This is a genomic window from Citrobacter freundii ATCC 8090 = MTCC 1658 = NBRC 12681, from assembly GCF_011064845.1.
GTDB classification, from domain to species: domain Bacteria; phylum Pseudomonadota; class Gammaproteobacteria; order Enterobacterales; family Enterobacteriaceae; genus Citrobacter; species Citrobacter freundii.
This window is the reverse complement of the sequence record NZ_CP049015.1, coordinates 3,905,830-3,923,567: the sequence shown is the minus strand read 5'-3', so window position 1 is coordinate 3,923,567 and position 17,738 is coordinate 3,905,830. Positions and strand designations below refer to the sequence as shown.

Sequence of the window (17,738 nt, the reverse complement as noted above, 5' to 3'; positions counted from 1 at the left end):
AATGAATGTATCAGTGATCGGGATCCCAAATGCAATAATCCACCTTTTATGTGGATAAATTTGGGCCATTAATCTGTTAAAAAATAGTCAAAGCGAATTTACGGGCGCGAAGGCTAACATTAACGACATATCTCATGAAAGCGAAGGCGCGAAGATAGGCGTGTTCAGCTGTAAAAACTGTTGTTTTTAGATGATTTCGGCGACTAATAATAATTTACTAAGATAAATCACGGTTGGTTTTTCAAGGTAATCGTTTGCGTGGTGCGCTGTTTTTAATGAATCATCACTGGTATTTATATGATTGTCAGAGCTATGTGACTGGTATCACTAAAAAAAGCCGGGAGGCAAATGCGCCAAACCCGGCTTTGATATGGACAAAACTGTCACCGCAATAGCATTTGCTGGCGGCTGTTGGAGGTTAGGCGCAGATCTCGTAGCAAGGGATATACGCAGAGCCTGGTAACTTCATACGATGTTGTGCAACAAAGCCCTGCAGGAGATCGTCCATGCGGCGCATCATTTCGCGGTCACCGTGGATTTTGTACGGGCCAAACTCTTCAATAGCGCGGATGCCGACTTCCTTCACGTTACCTGCCACAATACCGGAGAATGCACGACGTAAATCGGCGGCCAATACTTCAACGGGTTGATCCGGGTACAGCTTCAGGTTGGCCATGTTTTCATGGGACGGTTCGAACGGCATTTGCAGATCGGGCGCGATACGAATCGACCAGTTAAAGCTGTAAGCATCACCTGTGTCGCGACGGTTTTCTTTCACCAGAGGCATCGCTTTTTTCATCAGACGCGCCACTTCTGCCGCATCGTCAATGATAATGCGATAGTGGCGACGCGCATCTTCCCCCAGCGTGTGCACGATAAATTCGTCCAGCACGCGGAAGTAATCCGCACTCTCTTTTGGTCCGGTCAGGATCAGCGGTAGTACCTGATCTTTGTTGGCCGGATTCATCAGGATCCCCAGCAGATACAGCAGCTCTTCTGCTGTCCCTACGCCACCCGGGAAGATGATAATACCGTGGGCGATACGCACGAACGCTTCCAGACGTTTTTCAATGTCCGGCATGATGATCAGTTCGTTTACCAGCGGGTTAGGCGGTTCAGCGGCGATGATTGACGGTTCGGTCATGCCAATAAAGCGGCTGTCTTTGTATCGTTGCTGGGCGTGGCCTACCGCAGCGCCTTTCATTGGCGCTTCCATCGCCCCTGGACCGCAGCCGGTACAGATGTTCAGTTCGCGCAGGCCCAACTGGGTGCCGACGCGACGAGCGTACAGGTACTCATTTTCGTTGATTGAGTGACCGCCCCAGCAGACGACCATGTTCGGCGCTTCACCAACGTGCAGCGCCCGGGCATTACGCAGGATCGAGAATACCAGGTTGGTAATATGCACCGAGCTTTCGAGATCCAGATGCTGAAAACGACCGGCGTTATGGATCTGGCCATTGACGAACAGAATGTCGCGCAGCACGGCAAACAGGTTAGCCTGTAGCGCACGAATAATGCGTCCATCAACAAACGCATCTTCAGGTGGGTTGATCAGTTCCAGCTTCACGCCCCGTTCGCGGCGCAGTACGTTAATATCGAAACTTTCAAAGCGTGACAGCAGTTCTTTACTGTTGTCGGTCAAACTGCCGGAGTTCAGAACGGCAAGCGAACAGTTACGAAACAGTTGATACAGGTCGCTGCTGGCCGTGCGTTTAAGCATATCGACTTCCAGCTGCGACAACATGTCCATTGAGCCAAGCGGGCTAATATGTGTAATCAAGTAAACTCCTTATGGGACGCAACACGTCATTCCCTGTGATTACAATAGCCCTGGCTTATGACCTTTCACAACCTTGTGCGCGGAATCCGACACGCAAAATTGAGAAAAAAGATTACTGACGCACCAGACGACCGGTTGCCGGAGTGAAATCGGTGTTGGTGCGCCATGGGTTAATGTCCAGGCCACCACGTCGCGTGTAGCGTGCGTAAACGCTCAGTTTCTCCGGCTGGCAGAAGCGCAGAATGTCATTGAAAATGCGTTCCACACACTGCTCGTGAAATTCATTATGGTGGCGGAAGGAGACCAGATAACGCAGCAGCTTCTCCCTGTCGATTTTCCGTCCGCGATACTGAATTTGTATGGAGCCCCAGTCGGGCTGATGGGTAATCAGACAGTTGGATTTCAGTAGATGACTGACCAGTGTCTCTTCCACTGCCTTTTCACCGCTCACGGCATTTTCCAGATACACAGTGCTGAACTGGTAGTTATCGATGACGATATCCTGATTGTCGATACAGGTGCCGTTAAAGTGGGCTATCGGCTGCCCTTCCAGTTCGTCAAGGCGGTACAGCGCCACGCTGACATCGCCCTGAGCGCAGGCGCGAAGATCGTTTTCCAGTGTCTGACGTACCGCATCCCAGGAATCAAAACGCGTCTGATTAAAACTGTTCAGGTAAAGCTTAAAGCTTTTCGATTCAATCAGATTTACGCTGGTGTAATCCAGTTCCACGTGACCGACTGCGACCTGCGGTAAGCCGTTGGTATTCAGCCACGACAGTTCATACAGCGTCCAGATATCTGCACCGTGAAAAGGCAGGGTATCGGCCTTTAAATCCAGCGGATCGCGGTTCAGGCTGCGCGGAACGCCCTGCAACAGACTTGCATCGTAATTGTCTCGGTAATCCGTTGATTTACCTAGAGTCAGGCCGTCAAGCGCCTGATGATTTTCATAAGAGGACATGTTTCACCGTCATAAACCAGATACACTATGCGACAAGTGTATCCTGGCTTTTGTGAAGAGAGAAATCAGTGGACGAATTGACAGCGCAGGCGTTGGTAGCCTTTACGACGCGTTATTGCGACGCATGGCATGAAAAAAACAACAGTTGGCCACTCAGTGAAGAGCTGTATGGCGTACCTTCTCCGTGCATCATTTCTTCCACAGACGATGCGGTATTTTGGCAGCCTCAGCCTTTTGTCGGCGAAAAAAACCTCAATGCGGTTGAACGGGCCTTTGATATTGTGGTACAACCTGCCGCTCACGCTTTTTACACCACCCAGTTTGCCGGGGATATGCACGCGCAGTTTGCGGATGAAAAGCTGACGCTGCTGCAGACCTGGAGTGAAGATGACTTCAGGCGCGTTCAGGAAAACCTGATTGGTCACTTGGTTACGCAAAAGCGACTTAAGCTTTCGCCTACGCTTTTTATTGCCACACAAGATAATGAGCTTGACGTCATTTCGGTGTGCAATCTGTCCGGTGAAGTGTGCAAAGAAACGCTGGGAACCCGTAAACGAACGGTGCTGGCGGCCTCACTTGCGGAATTCCTCACTCAACTTAAGCCAGTTCTGTAATCCTGTTTGCCCTGAATCTTGTGAGAGATCTCTTACAAACCCTGTAGGACATTGCCAGGTGATAAGTAAAGACTTAATGAATTAATAAAATAATAATTTATTATTATTCAATTGGTTAGTCTTTTATTGTCAACTTTCATACGAAAATAATCGTAAGGGTAAGCCTGTAAGCATCTTGTAAGACAAAGCGAAACAGGCGATTCTATATCTGTCGACAAGGAGTCGCACAACGAAGAGAACATCAGGATGATGGCTCTTCACCTGGATACACCAGGACGGTGTTGCAAGGACAGGCTTCAGGACGAAGCAAAGAGGAAGACGCTGGATGCGTTAAAGGACACCTCCAGGACGGAGAATGAGAGCCGGTCAGGATGTTCGGCGGGTCAGGATGGCCAGGATACTTCAGGATGAAGTTTTCACATCGGGGTGATGTGAGCAGGATGCAAAAGTTCAGGATGAACAAGGTCGCAAGACCACAGGAAAAGTTGTCACGGATGAGCAGGGAGCACTAAAAGTAGCTGGAATGCTGCGAAACGAACCGGGAGCACTGTTTTTTTACAGTGCTCCCTTTTTTTATTTCCCTCCACTAGTGCTATTCTTCGCGCCAGATTTTTCATCATTGAGGTTTATTTCATGACGACTCATGACCGTGTGCGCCAGCAGTTACACGCACTTGAAGCGCTACTGCGTGAACATAATCACTGGCGGATGGATGAGCCAGCAGAGCATCTGTTTACCAGTACGCAGCCTTTTTGTATGGATACCATGGAGCCGGTCGAGTGGCTGCAGTGGGTGTTGATTCCCCGCATGCATACGCTACTCGATAACGCGCAGCCGCTTCCGCAGGCTTTTGCCGTTGCACCGTATTACGAAATGGCGCTAGCAGCCGATCATCCGCAACGCGACATTCTCCTGGCGGCATTGCAGGAGCTGGATGCGCTGTTTACCAGTGATAACGCCTGATGCTGGAAATTCTTTATCAGGACGAATGGCTGGTTGCAGTCAATAAACCTTCGGGCTGGTTGGTTCACCGCAGTTGGCTCGACCGGGATGAGAAAGTGGTGGTGATGCAAACGGTGCGAGACCAAATTGGTCAGCACGTTTTTACCGCCCATCGACTCGACAGACCAACCTCCGGTGTGCTGCTGATGGGACTGTCCAGCGAAGCCGGGCGTTTGTTGTCTCAGCAGTTTGAACATCATCAAATTCAGAAACGCTATCATGCGATTGTGCGTGGCTGGCTGATGGATGATGCCGTGCTGGATTACCCGTTGGTCGAAGAGCTGGATAAGATTGCCGATAAGTTTGCCCGCGATGATAAAGGCCCGCAGCCTGCCGTCACCCATTATCGCGGCCTGGCAACGGTAGAAATGCCGGTAGCGACCGGGCGTTATCCGACCACCCGTTATGGACTGGTGGAGCTGGCTCCTAAAACCGGTCGGAAACACCAGCTCAGGCGCCATCTGGCCCACTTACGCCATCCGATAATTGGCGACAGCAAGCACGGTGATTTACGGCAAAACCGCAGCGCCGCAGAGCATTTCGGTTGTCAGCGATTAATGCTGCATGCCAGCCAGCTTGCGCTGACGCATCCATTCACCGGTGAGCCTCTGGTTATTCGCGCCGGGCTGGATGACGTCTGGATGCAGGCATTGTCACAATTTGGCTGGCGTGGACTTCTCCCTGAGAATGAAAGGGTTGAGTTCGTCGAGCGGTCAGGTCAGGATGAGCAGATAGATTCTTAAGTCCCAGGAGATTACGGTTATGGCGGAAATTGGAATTTTTGTCGGCACAATGTACGGAAACGCGCTGCTGGTTGCCGAAGAGGCCGAGGCCATTTTGACGGCACAGGGTCATAAAGCCACGGTGTTTGAAGATCCGGAGCTTAGCGACTGGCAGGCATATCAGGATAAATATGTGCTGGTGGTGACCTCAACGACCGGGCAGGGCGATCTGCCCGATAGCATCGTGCCGCTGTTTCAGGGGATCAAAGATAATCTCGGTTTCCAGCCAAATCTGCATTACGGAGTCATTGCGCTGGGCGACAGCAGCTACGTTAATTTCTGCAATGGTGGCAAACAGTTTGATGCGCTGTTGCAGGAGCAAAGCGCACAGCGCGTGGGTGAAATGTTGCTGATTGACGCCAGCGAACATCCTGAACCGGAAAGCGAATCCAACCCTTGGGTAGAAAACTGGGGAACCTTGCTCAAATAATCTCTCGCCCGTACGGGCATACAACCCCCATTTGAACCGTAGGCCGGGTCAGGCGAAGCCGCCACCCGGCAATAAAACCCCAATTACGTGAACTAACTTCCACTGCTTTGGGCTTATGCCCCAAACAACTTCTTACTGCCTCCCGAATGTTGTGTTCATGCACGGTGAGGGTAAGAGCCACTCCTTCATATACTTTTCCCGTCAGTTCCCGAAAAGGCAGCGAGTCAGAATAAAACGGCCCTGAGCTGTACCAAAACTGCCACACACTAACCTCTCATTCTGATCACCCTACAGGTGCTGTACAGAATGAACTGGCGAAAGCCAAGATTCAGGAGTGCAACAATGAGTTCATTAAGTCAGGCGGCGAGCAGCGCTGAAAAACGCACTAACGCTCGCTACTGGATAGTGGTGATGTTGTTTATCGTCACATCCTTCAACTACGGCGATCGCGCCACCTTATCCATTGCTGGTTCGGAGATGGCCAAAGACATTGGTCTGGATGCGGTAGGGATGGGTTATGTATTCTCCGCTTTCTCATGGGCCTATGTTATCGGCCAGATCCCTGGCGGCTGGTTGCTTGACCGCTTCGGTTCAAAACGTGTTTATTTCTGGTCCATCTTTATCTGGTCCATGTTTACCCTGCTGCAAGGCTTCGTCGATATCTTTAGCGGCTTCGGCATTATCGTTGCGTTGTTTACGTTGCGATTCCTTGTCGGTTTAGCTGAAGCACCTTCCTTCCCCGGTAATAGTCGTATAGTTGCGGCATGGTTCCCGGCACAGGAGAGGGGCACGGCGGTCGCAATCTTTAACTCTGCGCAGTACTTTGCCACCGTTATTTTTGCGCCAATCATGGGGTGGCTGACCCACGAAGTGGGCTGGTCGCATGTGTTCTTCTTTATGGGCGGCCTCGGGATTGTTATCAGCTTTATCTGGCTGAAGGTGATTCATGAACCAAACCAGCACCCGGGCGTAAACCAAAAAGAGCTGGAGTACATTGCTGAAGGCGGGGCGCTGATCAATATGGATCAGGCGGCCGCCAAAGCTAAAGTGCCGTTCAGCGTGAAGTGGGGGCAAATCAAACAGCTGCTGGGCTCACGGATGATGATCGGTATTTACATCGGGCAATACTGCATTAACGCGCTGACCTACTTCTTTATCACCTGGTTCCCGGTTTATCTGGTGCAGGCTCGCGGTATGTCGATTTTGAAAGCCGGTTTTGTCGCTTCGGTCCCGGCCATTTGCGGATTCGCCGGCGGCGTGCTCGGCGGCATTATTTCCGACTGGCTGATGCGCCGTACCGGTTCGCTAAATATCGCCCGTAAAACGCCAATCGTACTCGGCATGCTGCTGTCGATGGTGATGGTGTTCTGTAACTACGTCAACGTGGAGTGGATGATCATCGGCTTTATGGCGCTGGCCTTCTTCGGCAAAGGTATCGGTGCGTTGGGATGGGCGGTGATGGCTGATACTGCACCTAAAGAGATCAGCGGTCTGAGCGGCGGTTTGTTCAACATGTTTGGCAATATCTCCGGTATCGTCACGCCAATTGCTATCGGCTACATCGTAGGGACCACCGGCTCGTTTAACGGCGCGTTGATTTACGTCGGGGTGCATGCGTTGATTGCGGTGGTGAGCTATCTGGTACTGGTGGGCGATATTAAACGTATCGAACTGAAACCTGTCGCAGGACAATGATGATGACAACACAATCGAGTCCCGTTATTACCGATATGAAGGTCATCCCGGTGGCCGGTCATGACAGCATGCTGCTCAATATTGGCGGTGCGCACAATGCATATTTCACCCGCAATATTGTGGTTCTTACCGATAACGCCGGCAATACCGGCGTCGGTGAAGCGCCGGGCGGCGAGGTGATTTATCAGACGCTGGTTGACGCTATCCCGATGGTATTGGGTCAGGAAGTTGCGCGCCTGAATAAGGTGGTACAGCAGGTGCATAAAGGCAACCAGGCCGCTGATTTTGACACCTTCGGCAAAGGCGCCTGGACCTTTGAACTGCGGGTCAATGCGGTAGCGGCGCTGGAAGCGGCGCTGCTCGACCTGCTGGGTAAGGCGCTGAACGTGCCGGTTTGTGAACTGTTAGGGCCGGGCAAGCAGCGCGATGCGGTCACCGTACTCGGCTATCTGTTCTACGTGGGCGATCGCACAAAGACCGAGTTACCGTATCTGGAAAGCACGCCGGGAAACCATGAGTGGTATCACCTGCGTCACCAGCAAGCGATGAACAGTGAGGCGGTGGTACGTCTGGCTCAGGCTTCGCAGGATCGCTACGGCTTTAAAGATTTCAAACTCAAAGGTGGTGTACTGCCTGGCGAGCAGGAAATCGACACCGTTCGTGCGCTGAAAAAATGCTTCCCGGATGCGCGTATTACGGTTGATCCCAACGGTGCCTGGTTGCTGGATGAAGCCATCTCCCTGTGTAAAGGGCTGAACGATGTTCTGACCTACGCCGAAGATCCATGCGGCGCTGAACAGGGTTTTTCTGGCCGCGAAGTGATGGCCGAGTTCCGCCGTGCAACCGGTCTACCGGTAGCAACCAACATGATAGCCACCAACTGGCGTGAAATGGGCCATGCGGTGATGCTGAACTCAGTAGATATTCCGCTGGCCGATCCGCACTTCTGGACCCTTTCCGGCGCGGTACGCGTGGCACAGTTATGCGATGACTGGGGACTGACCTGGGGCTGCCACTCTAACAATCATTTTGATATTTCGCTGGCGATGTTCACCCACGTTGGCGCCGCTGCGCCGGGCAACCCGACGGCTATCGACACCCACTGGATCTGGCAGGAGGGCGATTGCCGTCTGACCAAAAATCCGCTGGAGATTAAGAACGGGAAAATTGCTGTTCCTGACGCGCCTGGACTGGGCGTAGAGCTGGACTGGGATCAGGTTAACAAGACTCATGAAGCCTACAAGAGACTGCCCGGCGGCGCGCGTAATGACGCAGGCCCAATGCAGTATCTGATCCCCGGATGGACTTTTGACCGTAAACGTCCCGTTTTCGGCCGCCACTAATTTTGAATAAGGACTTAATTATGAGCGCACAATTTTCTACCCCATTGGTTACCTCTATGCAGGTTATTCCGGTTGCGGGTCATGACAGTATGCTGATGAACCTGAGCGGCGCACATGCTCCATTCTTCACGCGCAATATTGTGATTATTAAAGATAACTCCGGTCATACCGGCGTGGGTGAAATTCCCGGCGGAGAAAAAATCCGCAAAACGCTGGAAGATGCGATCCCGCTGGTGGTAGGCAAAACGTTAGGTGAATACAAAAACGTGCTGAATGCGGTACGCAATACTTTTGCCGATCGTGATGCGGGCGGTCGCGGTTTGCAGACCTTTGATTTACGTACCACTATTCATGTGGTTACTGGGATCGAAGCGGCCATGTTGGATCTGTTAGGTCAGCATCTGGGCGTAAACGTCGCCTCTCTGCTGGGGGATGGACAGCAGCGTAGCGAAGTTGAAATGTTGGGTTATCTGTTCTTTGTCGGTAACCGTAAGGCAACGCCGCTGCCGTACCAGAGTCAGCCGGATGAGAAGTGCGACTGGTATCGTCTGCGTCATGAAGAGGCGATGACCCCGGATGCGGTAGTGCGCCTGGCGGAAGCTGCGTATGAGAAGTATGGTTTCAACGACTTTAAACTGAAAGGCGGCGTGCTGGCAGGTGTTGAGGAAGCGGAATCTATCGTTGCGCTGGCGAAGCGTTTCCCGCAGGCCCGCGTCACGCTGGATCCGAACGGCGCGTGGTCGCTAAATGAAGCGATTAAGATCGGCAAATATCTGAAGGGTTCTCTGGCCTATGCGGAAGATCCGTGTGGCGCCGAGCAGGGCTTCTCTGGTCGTGAAGTGATGGCGGAATTCCGCCGCGCTACCGGTCTGCCGACCGCCACCAACATGATCGCCACCGACTGGCGTCAGATGGGGCATACGCTGTCGCTGCAGTCCGTGGATATCCCACTGGCGGACCCGCACTTCTGGACCATGCAGGGTTCTGTCCGCGTGGCGCAAATGTGCCATGAGTTTGGGTTGACCTGGGGATCGCACTCCAACAACCACTTTGATATTTCGCTGGCGATGTTTACGCATGTCGCGGCAGCGGCTCCGGGCAAAATTACCGCGATCGACACCCACTGGATCTGGCAGGAAGGCAATCAACGCCTGACCAAAGAGCCATTTGAAATCAAAGGCGGCATGGTGCAGGTTCCGGCAAAACCGGGTCTGGGCGTGGAGCTGGATATGGATCAGGTCATGAAAGCGCATGAGCTGTACCAGCAACATGGACTGGGGGCGCGTGATGATGCGATGGGAATGCAGTATCTGATCCCGAACTGGACGTTTGATAATAAGCGTCCGTGCATGGTACGCTAAGTGGGCTGGGACCGCTCCCATTGAGGGGCGGTTTTTATCCTGGTATATGCTTAACACAGTCAACATGCGTAAGGATGCTTTATGAAAATAGTAATCGCACCGGATTCCTATAAGGAAAGTTTGAGTGCGCTTGAAGTGGCAACGGCTATTGAGCAGGGGTTTCGTGAGATCTGGCCTGATGCGGATTACGTGAAGATTCCGGTTGCAGATGGCGGTGAAGGAACGGTCGAAGCGATGGTTGCCGCAACGCAAGGTCACCTTGTGCATGTTGATGTTACCGGCCCTTTGGGCAACACAATTCAGGCATTTTATGGTTTATCCGGTGATGAGCGCTCGGCGTTTATCGAAATGGCGGCCGCCAGCGGACTGGAACAGGTTCCTGCGGGGTTACGCGATCCGCTGAAAACGACATCCTGGGGAACCGGGGAGTTAATCCGTCATGCGTTGGACGCTGGCGTTGAGCATATCATCATTGGAATTGGCGGAAGTGCCACCAATGATGGCGGTGCCGGGATGGTGCAAGCGCTGGGAGCAAAATTGCTGGATACGCAAAATAACGATATTGCCCATGGCGGGGCTGGCCTCGAATCGCTCGCTCGGATTGATATTTCTCAGTTAGACCAGCGACTTGCTGCGTGTCGTATTGAAGTGGCTTGCGACGTGACTAATCCGTTGACCGGTGAAGAGGGCGCTTCTGCGGTTTTTGGCCCGCAAAAAGGGGCGACGCCGGAGATGATTTCCCGCCTGGATCGGGCACTCACGCACTATGCGCAACTCATTGTCCGCGATCTGGACGTCAACGTGCTGGATCTGGCCGGCGGTGGCGCCGCTGGTGGTATGGGGGCGGCGCTATATGCGTTTTGCGGCGCACAGTTGCGCTGCGGTATTGAGATAGTAACGGATGCGTTGCACCTTGACGCCTGCGTTGCGGATGCGGATTTAGTGGTAACGGGTGAAGGGCGCATTGATAGTCAGACCATTCACGGTAAGGTTCCGGTTGGCGTGGCGAAGGTCGCAAAGCGTTACAACAAACCGGTTATCGGCATTGCCGGTAGCCTGACGGCGGATGTCGGTGTGGTCCACGAGCATGGGCTGGATGCGGTTTTCAGTGTCATCTATACCATCTGTACCCTGGATGAGGCGCTAAAGAACGCGAGCGACAACGTACGAATGACGGCGCGAAACGTGGCCGCAACGCTTAAAGCCGGGCAGCAATTACGCTGAGTTGTAGGTTGGATAAGGCGGTCACGCCGCCTTCCTGCGAATATTACCCCAACAACTTCTTCGCTTCGCGCGCAACGTTGTCCATTTCATCCAGAAGCTCTAAAAACTCAGGCTCCAGCTCTTCTTCCTTGGTCCCGCTACGTAATTGCTGCTCAATAAGCTGACACAGGTTTTTCATGCGGGGAACGCCGCTATAACCGCAGCTGCCGTGCAGCTTGTGGATCATATCCACCAGCCCTTCAGGGTTTTCACCGACCAGCTGTTCTTCAATTTTGTTACGTACTTCGGGCAGAAAATCGAGCAGCATTTGCAGCATATCCCGCGCCAAATCGTTTTTACCTGCGGCTTGTCTTAATGCTAACTGCCAGTCGAGTGTGGTATTCGGATTGACGACCGGCTCAACGGGTTCAACGGCGATCGCCCTAAGCGCTGTGCTTGCGCCGGGTTTGTAGCGTAACAGCAGATTATGCAGCTTATCTTCCTCGATAGGCTTCGCCAGGTAATCGTTCATCCCGGCGCTGAGCAGCTTCTCTTTCTGCCCGGCCATGGCGTGTGCGGTGACCGCAATGACCGGTGTCTGCTGTTGATGAGGAAGCTGGTGGATTAGCTCACAAGCGCGAATGCCGTCCATGTCTGGCATCTGAATATCCATCAGGATCAGATCAAATTGCATTTGTCTGGCGCGATCCACCGCTTGATGCCCACTGTCGCAGAGCACGACGTGCTGCACCTTATCTTCCAACAGTGCGCCAATCAGCTTGAGGTTCGCCGGGTTGTCGTCTACCGCCATAACGGTCATCGCGATTTTGCTATCGTCTAACAGCAGCGGATCCGCGCTGTGATTCACCTGACAATACTCTGTCAGCGCAGGCAGTAAGCGAGTTGAGGTGAGAGGTTTCAACAGACATGCCGCCGCGCCGCCCTGTTTTAACTTCTCGGCGTTAATCTGCGCATGGCAAGGCAGGGCCAGTAACAAAAAGTCGGTCATCGCCGCAGCGTTTGCCAGCCGCTCATGCTGCATGGTGAGCGGTTCGCGTAAAGTGACCGGAATGCCGAGCAGCAGAATATCGTAGTGATCCTTCGGCAGCCCAGAGAATGAAGGGCTGTAAATCACCTCCAACGGCGTTTCGCTCAAGATATCTAACGTGCACTGTGCGGCAGTGGCGTTCGGTTCGACGTAGGCCAGTCGTTTACCGGCCAGGCAGAGCGTGGTTGAGCGGTCAACGAGAACGTTAGGGTTAAGATCGAGGCTGATATGGAACCAGAACGTGGAACCCCGGTTCGGTTGACTATGGAAGGAGATATCCCCGCCCATTTCGTTGACCAGTTTTTGCGTAATGACCAGGCCCAGCCCGGTACCGCCGTGGCGGCGGGAAATACTGGCATCCGCCTGGCGGAAGGCCTGGAACAAGCGTGACTGATCGCGCTCAGGAATACCAATTCCGGTATCGCGGATTTGTACTTCAATCTGCACTTTCGTGTTACTAAGGGCGCGCTTCTCGACCAGAATGTCGATATTGCCGCCTTCGGTAAATTTGATGGCATTGCCAACCAGATTAGTGATTACCTGCTGTAAGCGCAGCGGATCGCCGATGACGTTGTCCGGCACGTCATTCTTAATATTCAGCGTCAGCTCAAGCCCTTTATCATGGGATGAATGCGCTAACAGCGTAACGACGTCATCCAGCGTGCTGCGCAGCGGGAAGGGAATGCTTTCCAGAATCAGCTTGCCCGCCTCAAGTTTGGAGAAGTCGAGTACATCATTGATGATAGCCAGCAGATTGTTAGCCGAGCGTTCAATGGTATTCAGGTGATCGCGCTGCGTGGTGTTGAGCTCGGTTTTTAGCGTAAGACGGGTGAAGCCAATCACGCCATTCAGCGGTGTTCGCAGTTCGTGCGACATGTTAGCCAGAAACTCAGACTTAATACGCGCCGCTTCCTGGGCGCGTTTCTTCGCCAGATCCAGTTCGACGTTCTGGATTTCCATCTGCTCCAGCGTTTCACGCAGGTCAGAGGTGGCCTGATCGATGTTGTGCTGCATCTCTTCATGGTAAGCCGCAAGTGACATCGCCATCGAGTTGATACCATTTTTGAGCATATCCAGCTCGCCCAGCATGAAACCTTCCACGCGGCTGTCGAGCTGTCCTCTACGAATTCGGTCAACGGTATTCACCATATTGCGAATCGGGCCGGTTACGTCTCGCATCAGACGCCAGCCAAAAATTAACGCAATACCAATACAAAACAGCATCATTACACTGGAGATAAAGATCTCTTTGTACTGCTGCAATCGCACGGACTTAAGATCCAGCTCAAGCGCCACATACCCCAGCATATTTTTGGTGTTTTTCGCATCGCTTACGGCGGATTCATCTGGTGAATAGCTTTCCGATATAATCGGGGTACGCAGGATCATGATATCCCCGTGCCGGGTGACGCTCAGCTTACGGGGAAACGGTGAACCTGTCGCCAACTGCATTTCAGACGGATCGAGATGAAAATTAGAGGTGACGAACAGTCGGTTATTTTCGTCATAAACAGAAATTGCCCGCACGATATCGGAATGGCGACGATGCAGCACGCTGATAAGCTGGCCGATAGATTCCCTGTTTTGCAGGTTCATGCCATATTCGCTGGAGACCGCGAGTGGTTCTATGATGCTGGCACCAGCATCTTCCAGTTGACGCTGCAAGTCGTTATAGCGATGCACAACAAAAAAGATACTGAGCAACAAACCTATCAGGACGGTCGGGGCCAGGATCAGAATCATCATGCGTGCGCGCAGGCTGTAGTTGGTCATGGAGTTCCGTTATGGGACAATTAGGGTCACACTGTTAAATAGAGAAATATCTCGTCGATGGCGCAATTCTACTCTGCAAAACGACGCGTGACGACGCGTCAGATCATAACCGTTACCGTCAATGACCTCGATCCTTTTGGTCAGGGCGTCGCTCGCCATAACGGAAAAGCGTTGTTTATACCGGAATTGCTACCCCAGGAAAGCGCCGAGGTGGTGATTACCGAAGATAAAAAACAGTTCGCCCGCGCGCAAGTAAAACGACGTTTGAACAACAGCCCTGAGCGTGAAGTGCCACGTTGCCCGCATTTTGGCGTATGCGGCGGTTGCCAGCAGCAGCATGCCAGCATCTCGTTACAGCAGCGTAGTAAAAGCGCGGCGTTGTCGCGTTTAATGAAATGTGACGTGTCGGATGTTATAGCTGATACGCCGTGGGGCTATCGTCGTCGTGCCCGATTGAGCCTGAACTATCGGCCAAAAGAACAAAAATTGCAGATGGGGTTTCGTAAATCAGGCTCCAGCGACATTATCGATGTCAAACAATGCCCTGTTTTGGTGCCCCAGCTTGAAGCGTTATTGCCCCATCTCAGGGCGTGTCTGGAAAGTCTTCAAGGGTTACGCCACCTTGGACATGTTGAACTGGTGCAGGCAGGGAGCGGAACCCTGATGATTTTGCGCCACACGGCGCCATTAAGTGCAGCGGATAAAGAAAAACTGGAATGCTTTTCGCATTCTCTGGGGCTGTCTTTGTTTCTGGCCCCGCAAAGCGAGATACTGGAATCAATATCAGAAGAATCGCCCTGGTATGACTCAAATGGACTACGGTTAACCTTCAGCCCGCGCGATTTTATTCAGGTTAACGAAGGGGTAAACCAACAAATGGTGGCCCGTGCGCTGGAATGGCTCGATGTGCAACCTGAAGATCGCGTACTCGATCTGTTCTGTGGAATGGGTAATTTTACCCTGCCGCTGGCAACTCGAGCAGCAAGCGTGGTTGGCGTGGAAGGTGTTCCGGCGCTGGTTGGAAAAGGTCGGGAGAATGCGCTGAATAACGGATTACACAATGTGACATTCTTTCATGAGAACCTTGAGGAAGATGTTACCCGGCAGCCGTGGGCGAAAAACGGATTCGACAAAGTTTTGCTCGATCCTGCGCGTGCGGGGGCTGCAGGTGTGATGCAACATATTATAAAATTAGAACCTATACGCGTTGTTTATGTATCCTGTAACCCGGCAACGCTGGCTCGTGACAGCGATGCTTTGCTCAATGCGGGATATGCCATCCGGCGGCTGGCGATGCTCGATATGTTCCCGCACACTGGACACCTGGAATCAATGGTCCTGTTTGAGCGTTTGTAATGAACTTAATACCCATTGGATTTCGCCTTGTAATGCTGTGTGAAAGACAATGGGTTCGGCTTGTCGACTTCGACAGGCCATGCCCCTTAAGGAGAGGACGATGGTTGCGGTAAGAAGTGCACATTTAAATAAAGCTGGTGAGTTTGATCCCAAGAAATGGATCGCGAGTCTGGGGATCTCCAGCCAGCAGTCGTGTGAACGCTTAGCCGAAACCTGGGCGTACTGCCTCCAGCAGACACAGGGGCATCCGGATGCGGATCTGCTGCTGTGGCGTGGCGTGGAGATGGTAGAAATTCTCTCCATGTTGAGCATGGATATCGACACGCTGCGTGCAGCAATGCTGTTCCCTCTGGCTGATGCCAACGTGGTAAGTGAAGACATCCTGCGCGAGAGCGTGGGCAAATCCATTGTTCATCTTATCCACGGCGTGCGTGATATGGCGGCGATACGCCAGCTTAAAGCCACGCATACCGATTCAGTTTCTTCCGAGCAGGTCGATAACGTCCGCCGCATGCTGCTGGCAATGGTAGATGACTTCCGCTGTGTGGTCATCAAGCTGGCAGAGCGGATTGCCCATCTGCGTGAAGTGAAAGACGCGCCGGAAGATGAACGCGTTCTGGCGGCAAAAGAGTGCACCAATATCTATGCACCGCTGGCCAACCGTTTGGGAATCGGGCAATTAAAATGGGAGCTGGAAGATTACTGCTTCCGTTATCTGCACCCGGCTGAATACAAACGCATTGCCAAGCTGCTGCATGAACGTCGTATCGACAGGGAGCATTACATTGATGAGTTCGTTGGTCATTTGCGCTCAGAGATGAAAACGGAAGGCGTCAAAGCTGAAGTGTACGGGCGTCCGAAGCATATCTACAGCATCTGGCGCAAAATGCAGAAAAAGCAGTTGGCCTTCGATGAACTGTTCGATGTGCGCGCAGTGCGTATCGTGGCAGAGCGTTTACAGGACTGCTATGCCGCGCTCGGGATAGTACATACTCACTATCGCCATCTGCCGGATGAGTTTGATGACTACGTCGCGAACCCGAAACCCAACGGCTACCAGTCAATCCATACGGTTGTGCTGGGGCCGGGTGGGAAAACTATTGAAATTCAGATCCGTACTAAACAGATGCACGAAGATGCCGAACTGGGCGTCGCGGCACACTGGAAGTACAAAGAGGGCACTGCTTCAGGCGCCGCGCGCTCTGGTCATGAAGATCGTATTGCATGGCTGCGTAAGCTGATCGCCTGGCAGGAAGAGATGGCAGATTCCGGTGAAATGCTGGATGAAGTTCGTAGCCAGGTCTTTGATGACCGCGTGTACGTCTTTACACCGAAAGGCGACGTTGTGGATCTGCCAGCAGGCTCCACGCCGCTCGATTTTGCTTACCACATTCATAGTGATGTGGGGCATCGTTGCATTGGCGCGAAAATTGGTGGACGCATCGTACCGTTTACCTACCAACTACAGATGGGCGATCAAATTGAAATTATCACCCAGAAACAGCCAAACCCAAGCCGCGACTGGTTGAACCCTAACCTTGGCTATGTAACCACCAGTCGTGGGCGTTCGAAGATCCACGCCTGGTTCCGTAAACAGGACCGTGATAAGAACATTCTTGCAGGTCGCCAGATCCTCGACGATGAACTGGCGCATTTAGGCATCAGCCTGAAAGAAGCGGAAAAACATCTGCTGCCGCGCTACAGTTTCAATGAGCTGGATGAACTGTTGGCGGCGATTGGCGGAGGAGACATCCGCCTCAACCAGATGGTGAATTTCCTGCAGGCGCAGTTTAATAAGCCAAGCGCTGCCGAACAGGATGCCGCCGCGCTGAAACAGCTTCAGCAGAAAACGCACGCACCGCAAAGTCGCCGTAAAGACGACGGTCGTGTCGTGGTGGAAGGGGTAGGTAACCTGATGCACCACATCGCTCGCTGCTGCCAGCCGATTCCAGGCGATGAGATTGTCGGGTTTATTACCCAGGGACGCGGTATTTCCGTGCACCGGGCGGATTGTGAACAGCTGACTGAGCTGCGTTCCCATGCGCCGGAACGTATTGTTGATGCGGTCTGGGGCGAAAGTTACTCTGCAGGGTATTCGCTGGTGGTTCGCGTCCAGGCCAACGATCGCAGTGGCTTGTTACGTGATATCACCACGATTCTCGCCAACGAGAAGGTAAACGTGCTGGGAGTTGCCAGCCGGAGTGATACCAAACAACAGCTTGCCACCATTGATATGACCATCGAAATCTACAACCTGCAGGTGCTCGGGCGCGTGCTCGGCAAGCTGAACCAGGTACCGGATGTGATCGACGCACGTCGTCTGCACGGTAATTAATCATTATGTAGGCCGGATAACCTTGTAGGCCTGATAAGACGCGTTAGCGTTG

Annotated in this window: 13 protein-coding genes; 10 read left to right on the top strand and 3 right to left on the bottom strand. The window is 52.8% G+C overall.

Features of this window, described 5'->3' with window-relative positions; translation table 11 throughout:
• Nucleotides 1-418: 418 nt before the first annotated feature.
• The gene (ppnN, locus tag G4551_RS18800) at nt 419-1,783 is read right to left on the bottom strand and encodes a nucleotide 5'-monophosphate nucleosidase PpnN (RefSeq protein WP_003840366.1); all 1,365 of its coding nucleotides are present in this window, start codon (nt 1,781-1,783) and stop codon (nt 419-421) included.
• 112 nt (nt 1,784-1,895) lie between these two features.
• Nucleotides 1,896-2,744: an NADPH-dependent 7-cyano-7-deazaguanine reductase QueF gene (queF, locus tag G4551_RS18795; RefSeq protein WP_003840364.1), complete on the bottom strand. Its 849-nt coding sequence runs from the start codon at nt 2,742-2,744 to the stop codon at nt 1,896-1,898.
• 68 nt (nt 2,745-2,812) lie between these two features.
• On the opposite strand from queF, the gene syd reads away from it, so the two are divergent.
• The 8 genes from syd (at nt 2,813) to G4551_RS18755 (ending at nt 11,195) form a co-directional block, all read left to right on the top strand.
• Nucleotides 2,813-3,358: a SecY-interacting protein gene (gene syd, locus G4551_RS18790; protein ID WP_003840362.1), complete on the top strand. Its 546-nt coding sequence runs from the start codon at nt 2,813-2,815 to the stop codon at nt 3,356-3,358.
• Nucleotides 3,359-3,991: 633 nt separating this feature from the next.
• Nucleotides 3,992-4,321: a YqcC family protein gene (locus G4551_RS18785; RefSeq protein WP_003034091.1), complete on the top strand. Its 330-nt coding sequence runs from the start codon at nt 3,992-3,994 to the stop codon at nt 4,319-4,321.
• Nucleotides 4,321-5,103 carry a tRNA pseudouridine(65) synthase TruC gene (gene truC, locus G4551_RS18780; RefSeq protein ID WP_003840357.1) on the top strand — a complete coding sequence of 261 codons (783 nt, stop codon included), beginning with the start codon at nt 4,321-4,323 and terminating at the stop codon, nt 5,101-5,103. The genes G4551_RS18785 and truC overlap by 1 nt, the downstream gene beginning before the upstream one ends.
• 19 nt (nt 5,104-5,122) lie before the next feature.
• Entirely contained in the window at nt 5,123-5,572 is a 450-nt protein-coding gene (locus tag G4551_RS18775) for a flavodoxin (RefSeq protein ID WP_003034096.1), read from the top strand.
• Between the two features lie 342 nt (nt 5,573-5,914).
• Nucleotides 5,915-7,267: a galactarate/glucarate/glycerate transporter GudP gene (gene gudP, locus G4551_RS18770; protein ID WP_003034105.1), complete on the top strand. Its 1,353-nt coding sequence runs from the start codon at nt 5,915-5,917 to the stop codon at nt 7,265-7,267.
• Between the two features lie 2 nt (nt 7,268-7,269).
• The gene (locus G4551_RS18765) at nt 7,270-8,610 is read left to right on the top strand and encodes an enolase C-terminal domain-like protein (RefSeq protein ID WP_032941178.1); all 1,341 of its coding nucleotides are present in this window, start codon (nt 7,270-7,272) and stop codon (nt 8,608-8,610) included.
• Nucleotides 8,611-8,630: 20 nt separating this feature from the next.
• Nucleotides 8,631-9,971: a glucarate dehydratase gene (gene gudD, locus G4551_RS18760; RefSeq protein ID WP_003840351.1), complete on the top strand. Its 1,341-nt coding sequence runs from the start codon at nt 8,631-8,633 to the stop codon at nt 9,969-9,971.
• A gap of 81 nt (nt 9,972-10,052) precedes the next feature.
• On the top strand, nt 10,053-11,195 hold the full coding sequence (locus G4551_RS18755; RefSeq protein ID WP_003034114.1) for a glycerate kinase: 1,143 nt from the start codon (nt 10,053-10,055) through the stop codon (nt 11,193-11,195).
• Between the two features lie 43 nt (nt 11,196-11,238).
• On the opposite strand, the gene barA is transcribed toward G4551_RS18755, so the two are convergent.
• Entirely contained in the window at nt 11,239-13,995 is a 2,757-nt protein-coding gene (barA, locus tag G4551_RS18750; protein ID WP_003840349.1) for a two-component sensor histidine kinase BarA, read from the bottom strand.
• Nucleotides 13,996-14,052: 57 nt separating this feature from the next.
• On the opposite strand from barA, the gene rlmD reads away from it, so the two are divergent.
• Nucleotides 14,053-15,351 carry a 23S rRNA (uracil(1939)-C(5))-methyltransferase RlmD gene (gene rlmD / locus G4551_RS18745; protein WP_003840347.1) on the top strand — a complete coding sequence of 433 codons (1,299 nt, stop codon included), beginning with the start codon at nt 14,053-14,055 and terminating at the stop codon, nt 15,349-15,351.
• A gap of 100 nt (nt 15,352-15,451) precedes the next feature.
• Complete coding sequence (gene relA / locus G4551_RS18740) at nt 15,452-17,686, top strand: GTP diphosphokinase (RefSeq protein WP_003034123.1); 2,235 nt, start codon at nt 15,452-15,454, stop codon at nt 17,684-17,686.
• The last annotated feature ends 52 nt before the right edge of the window (nt 17,687-17,738 follow it).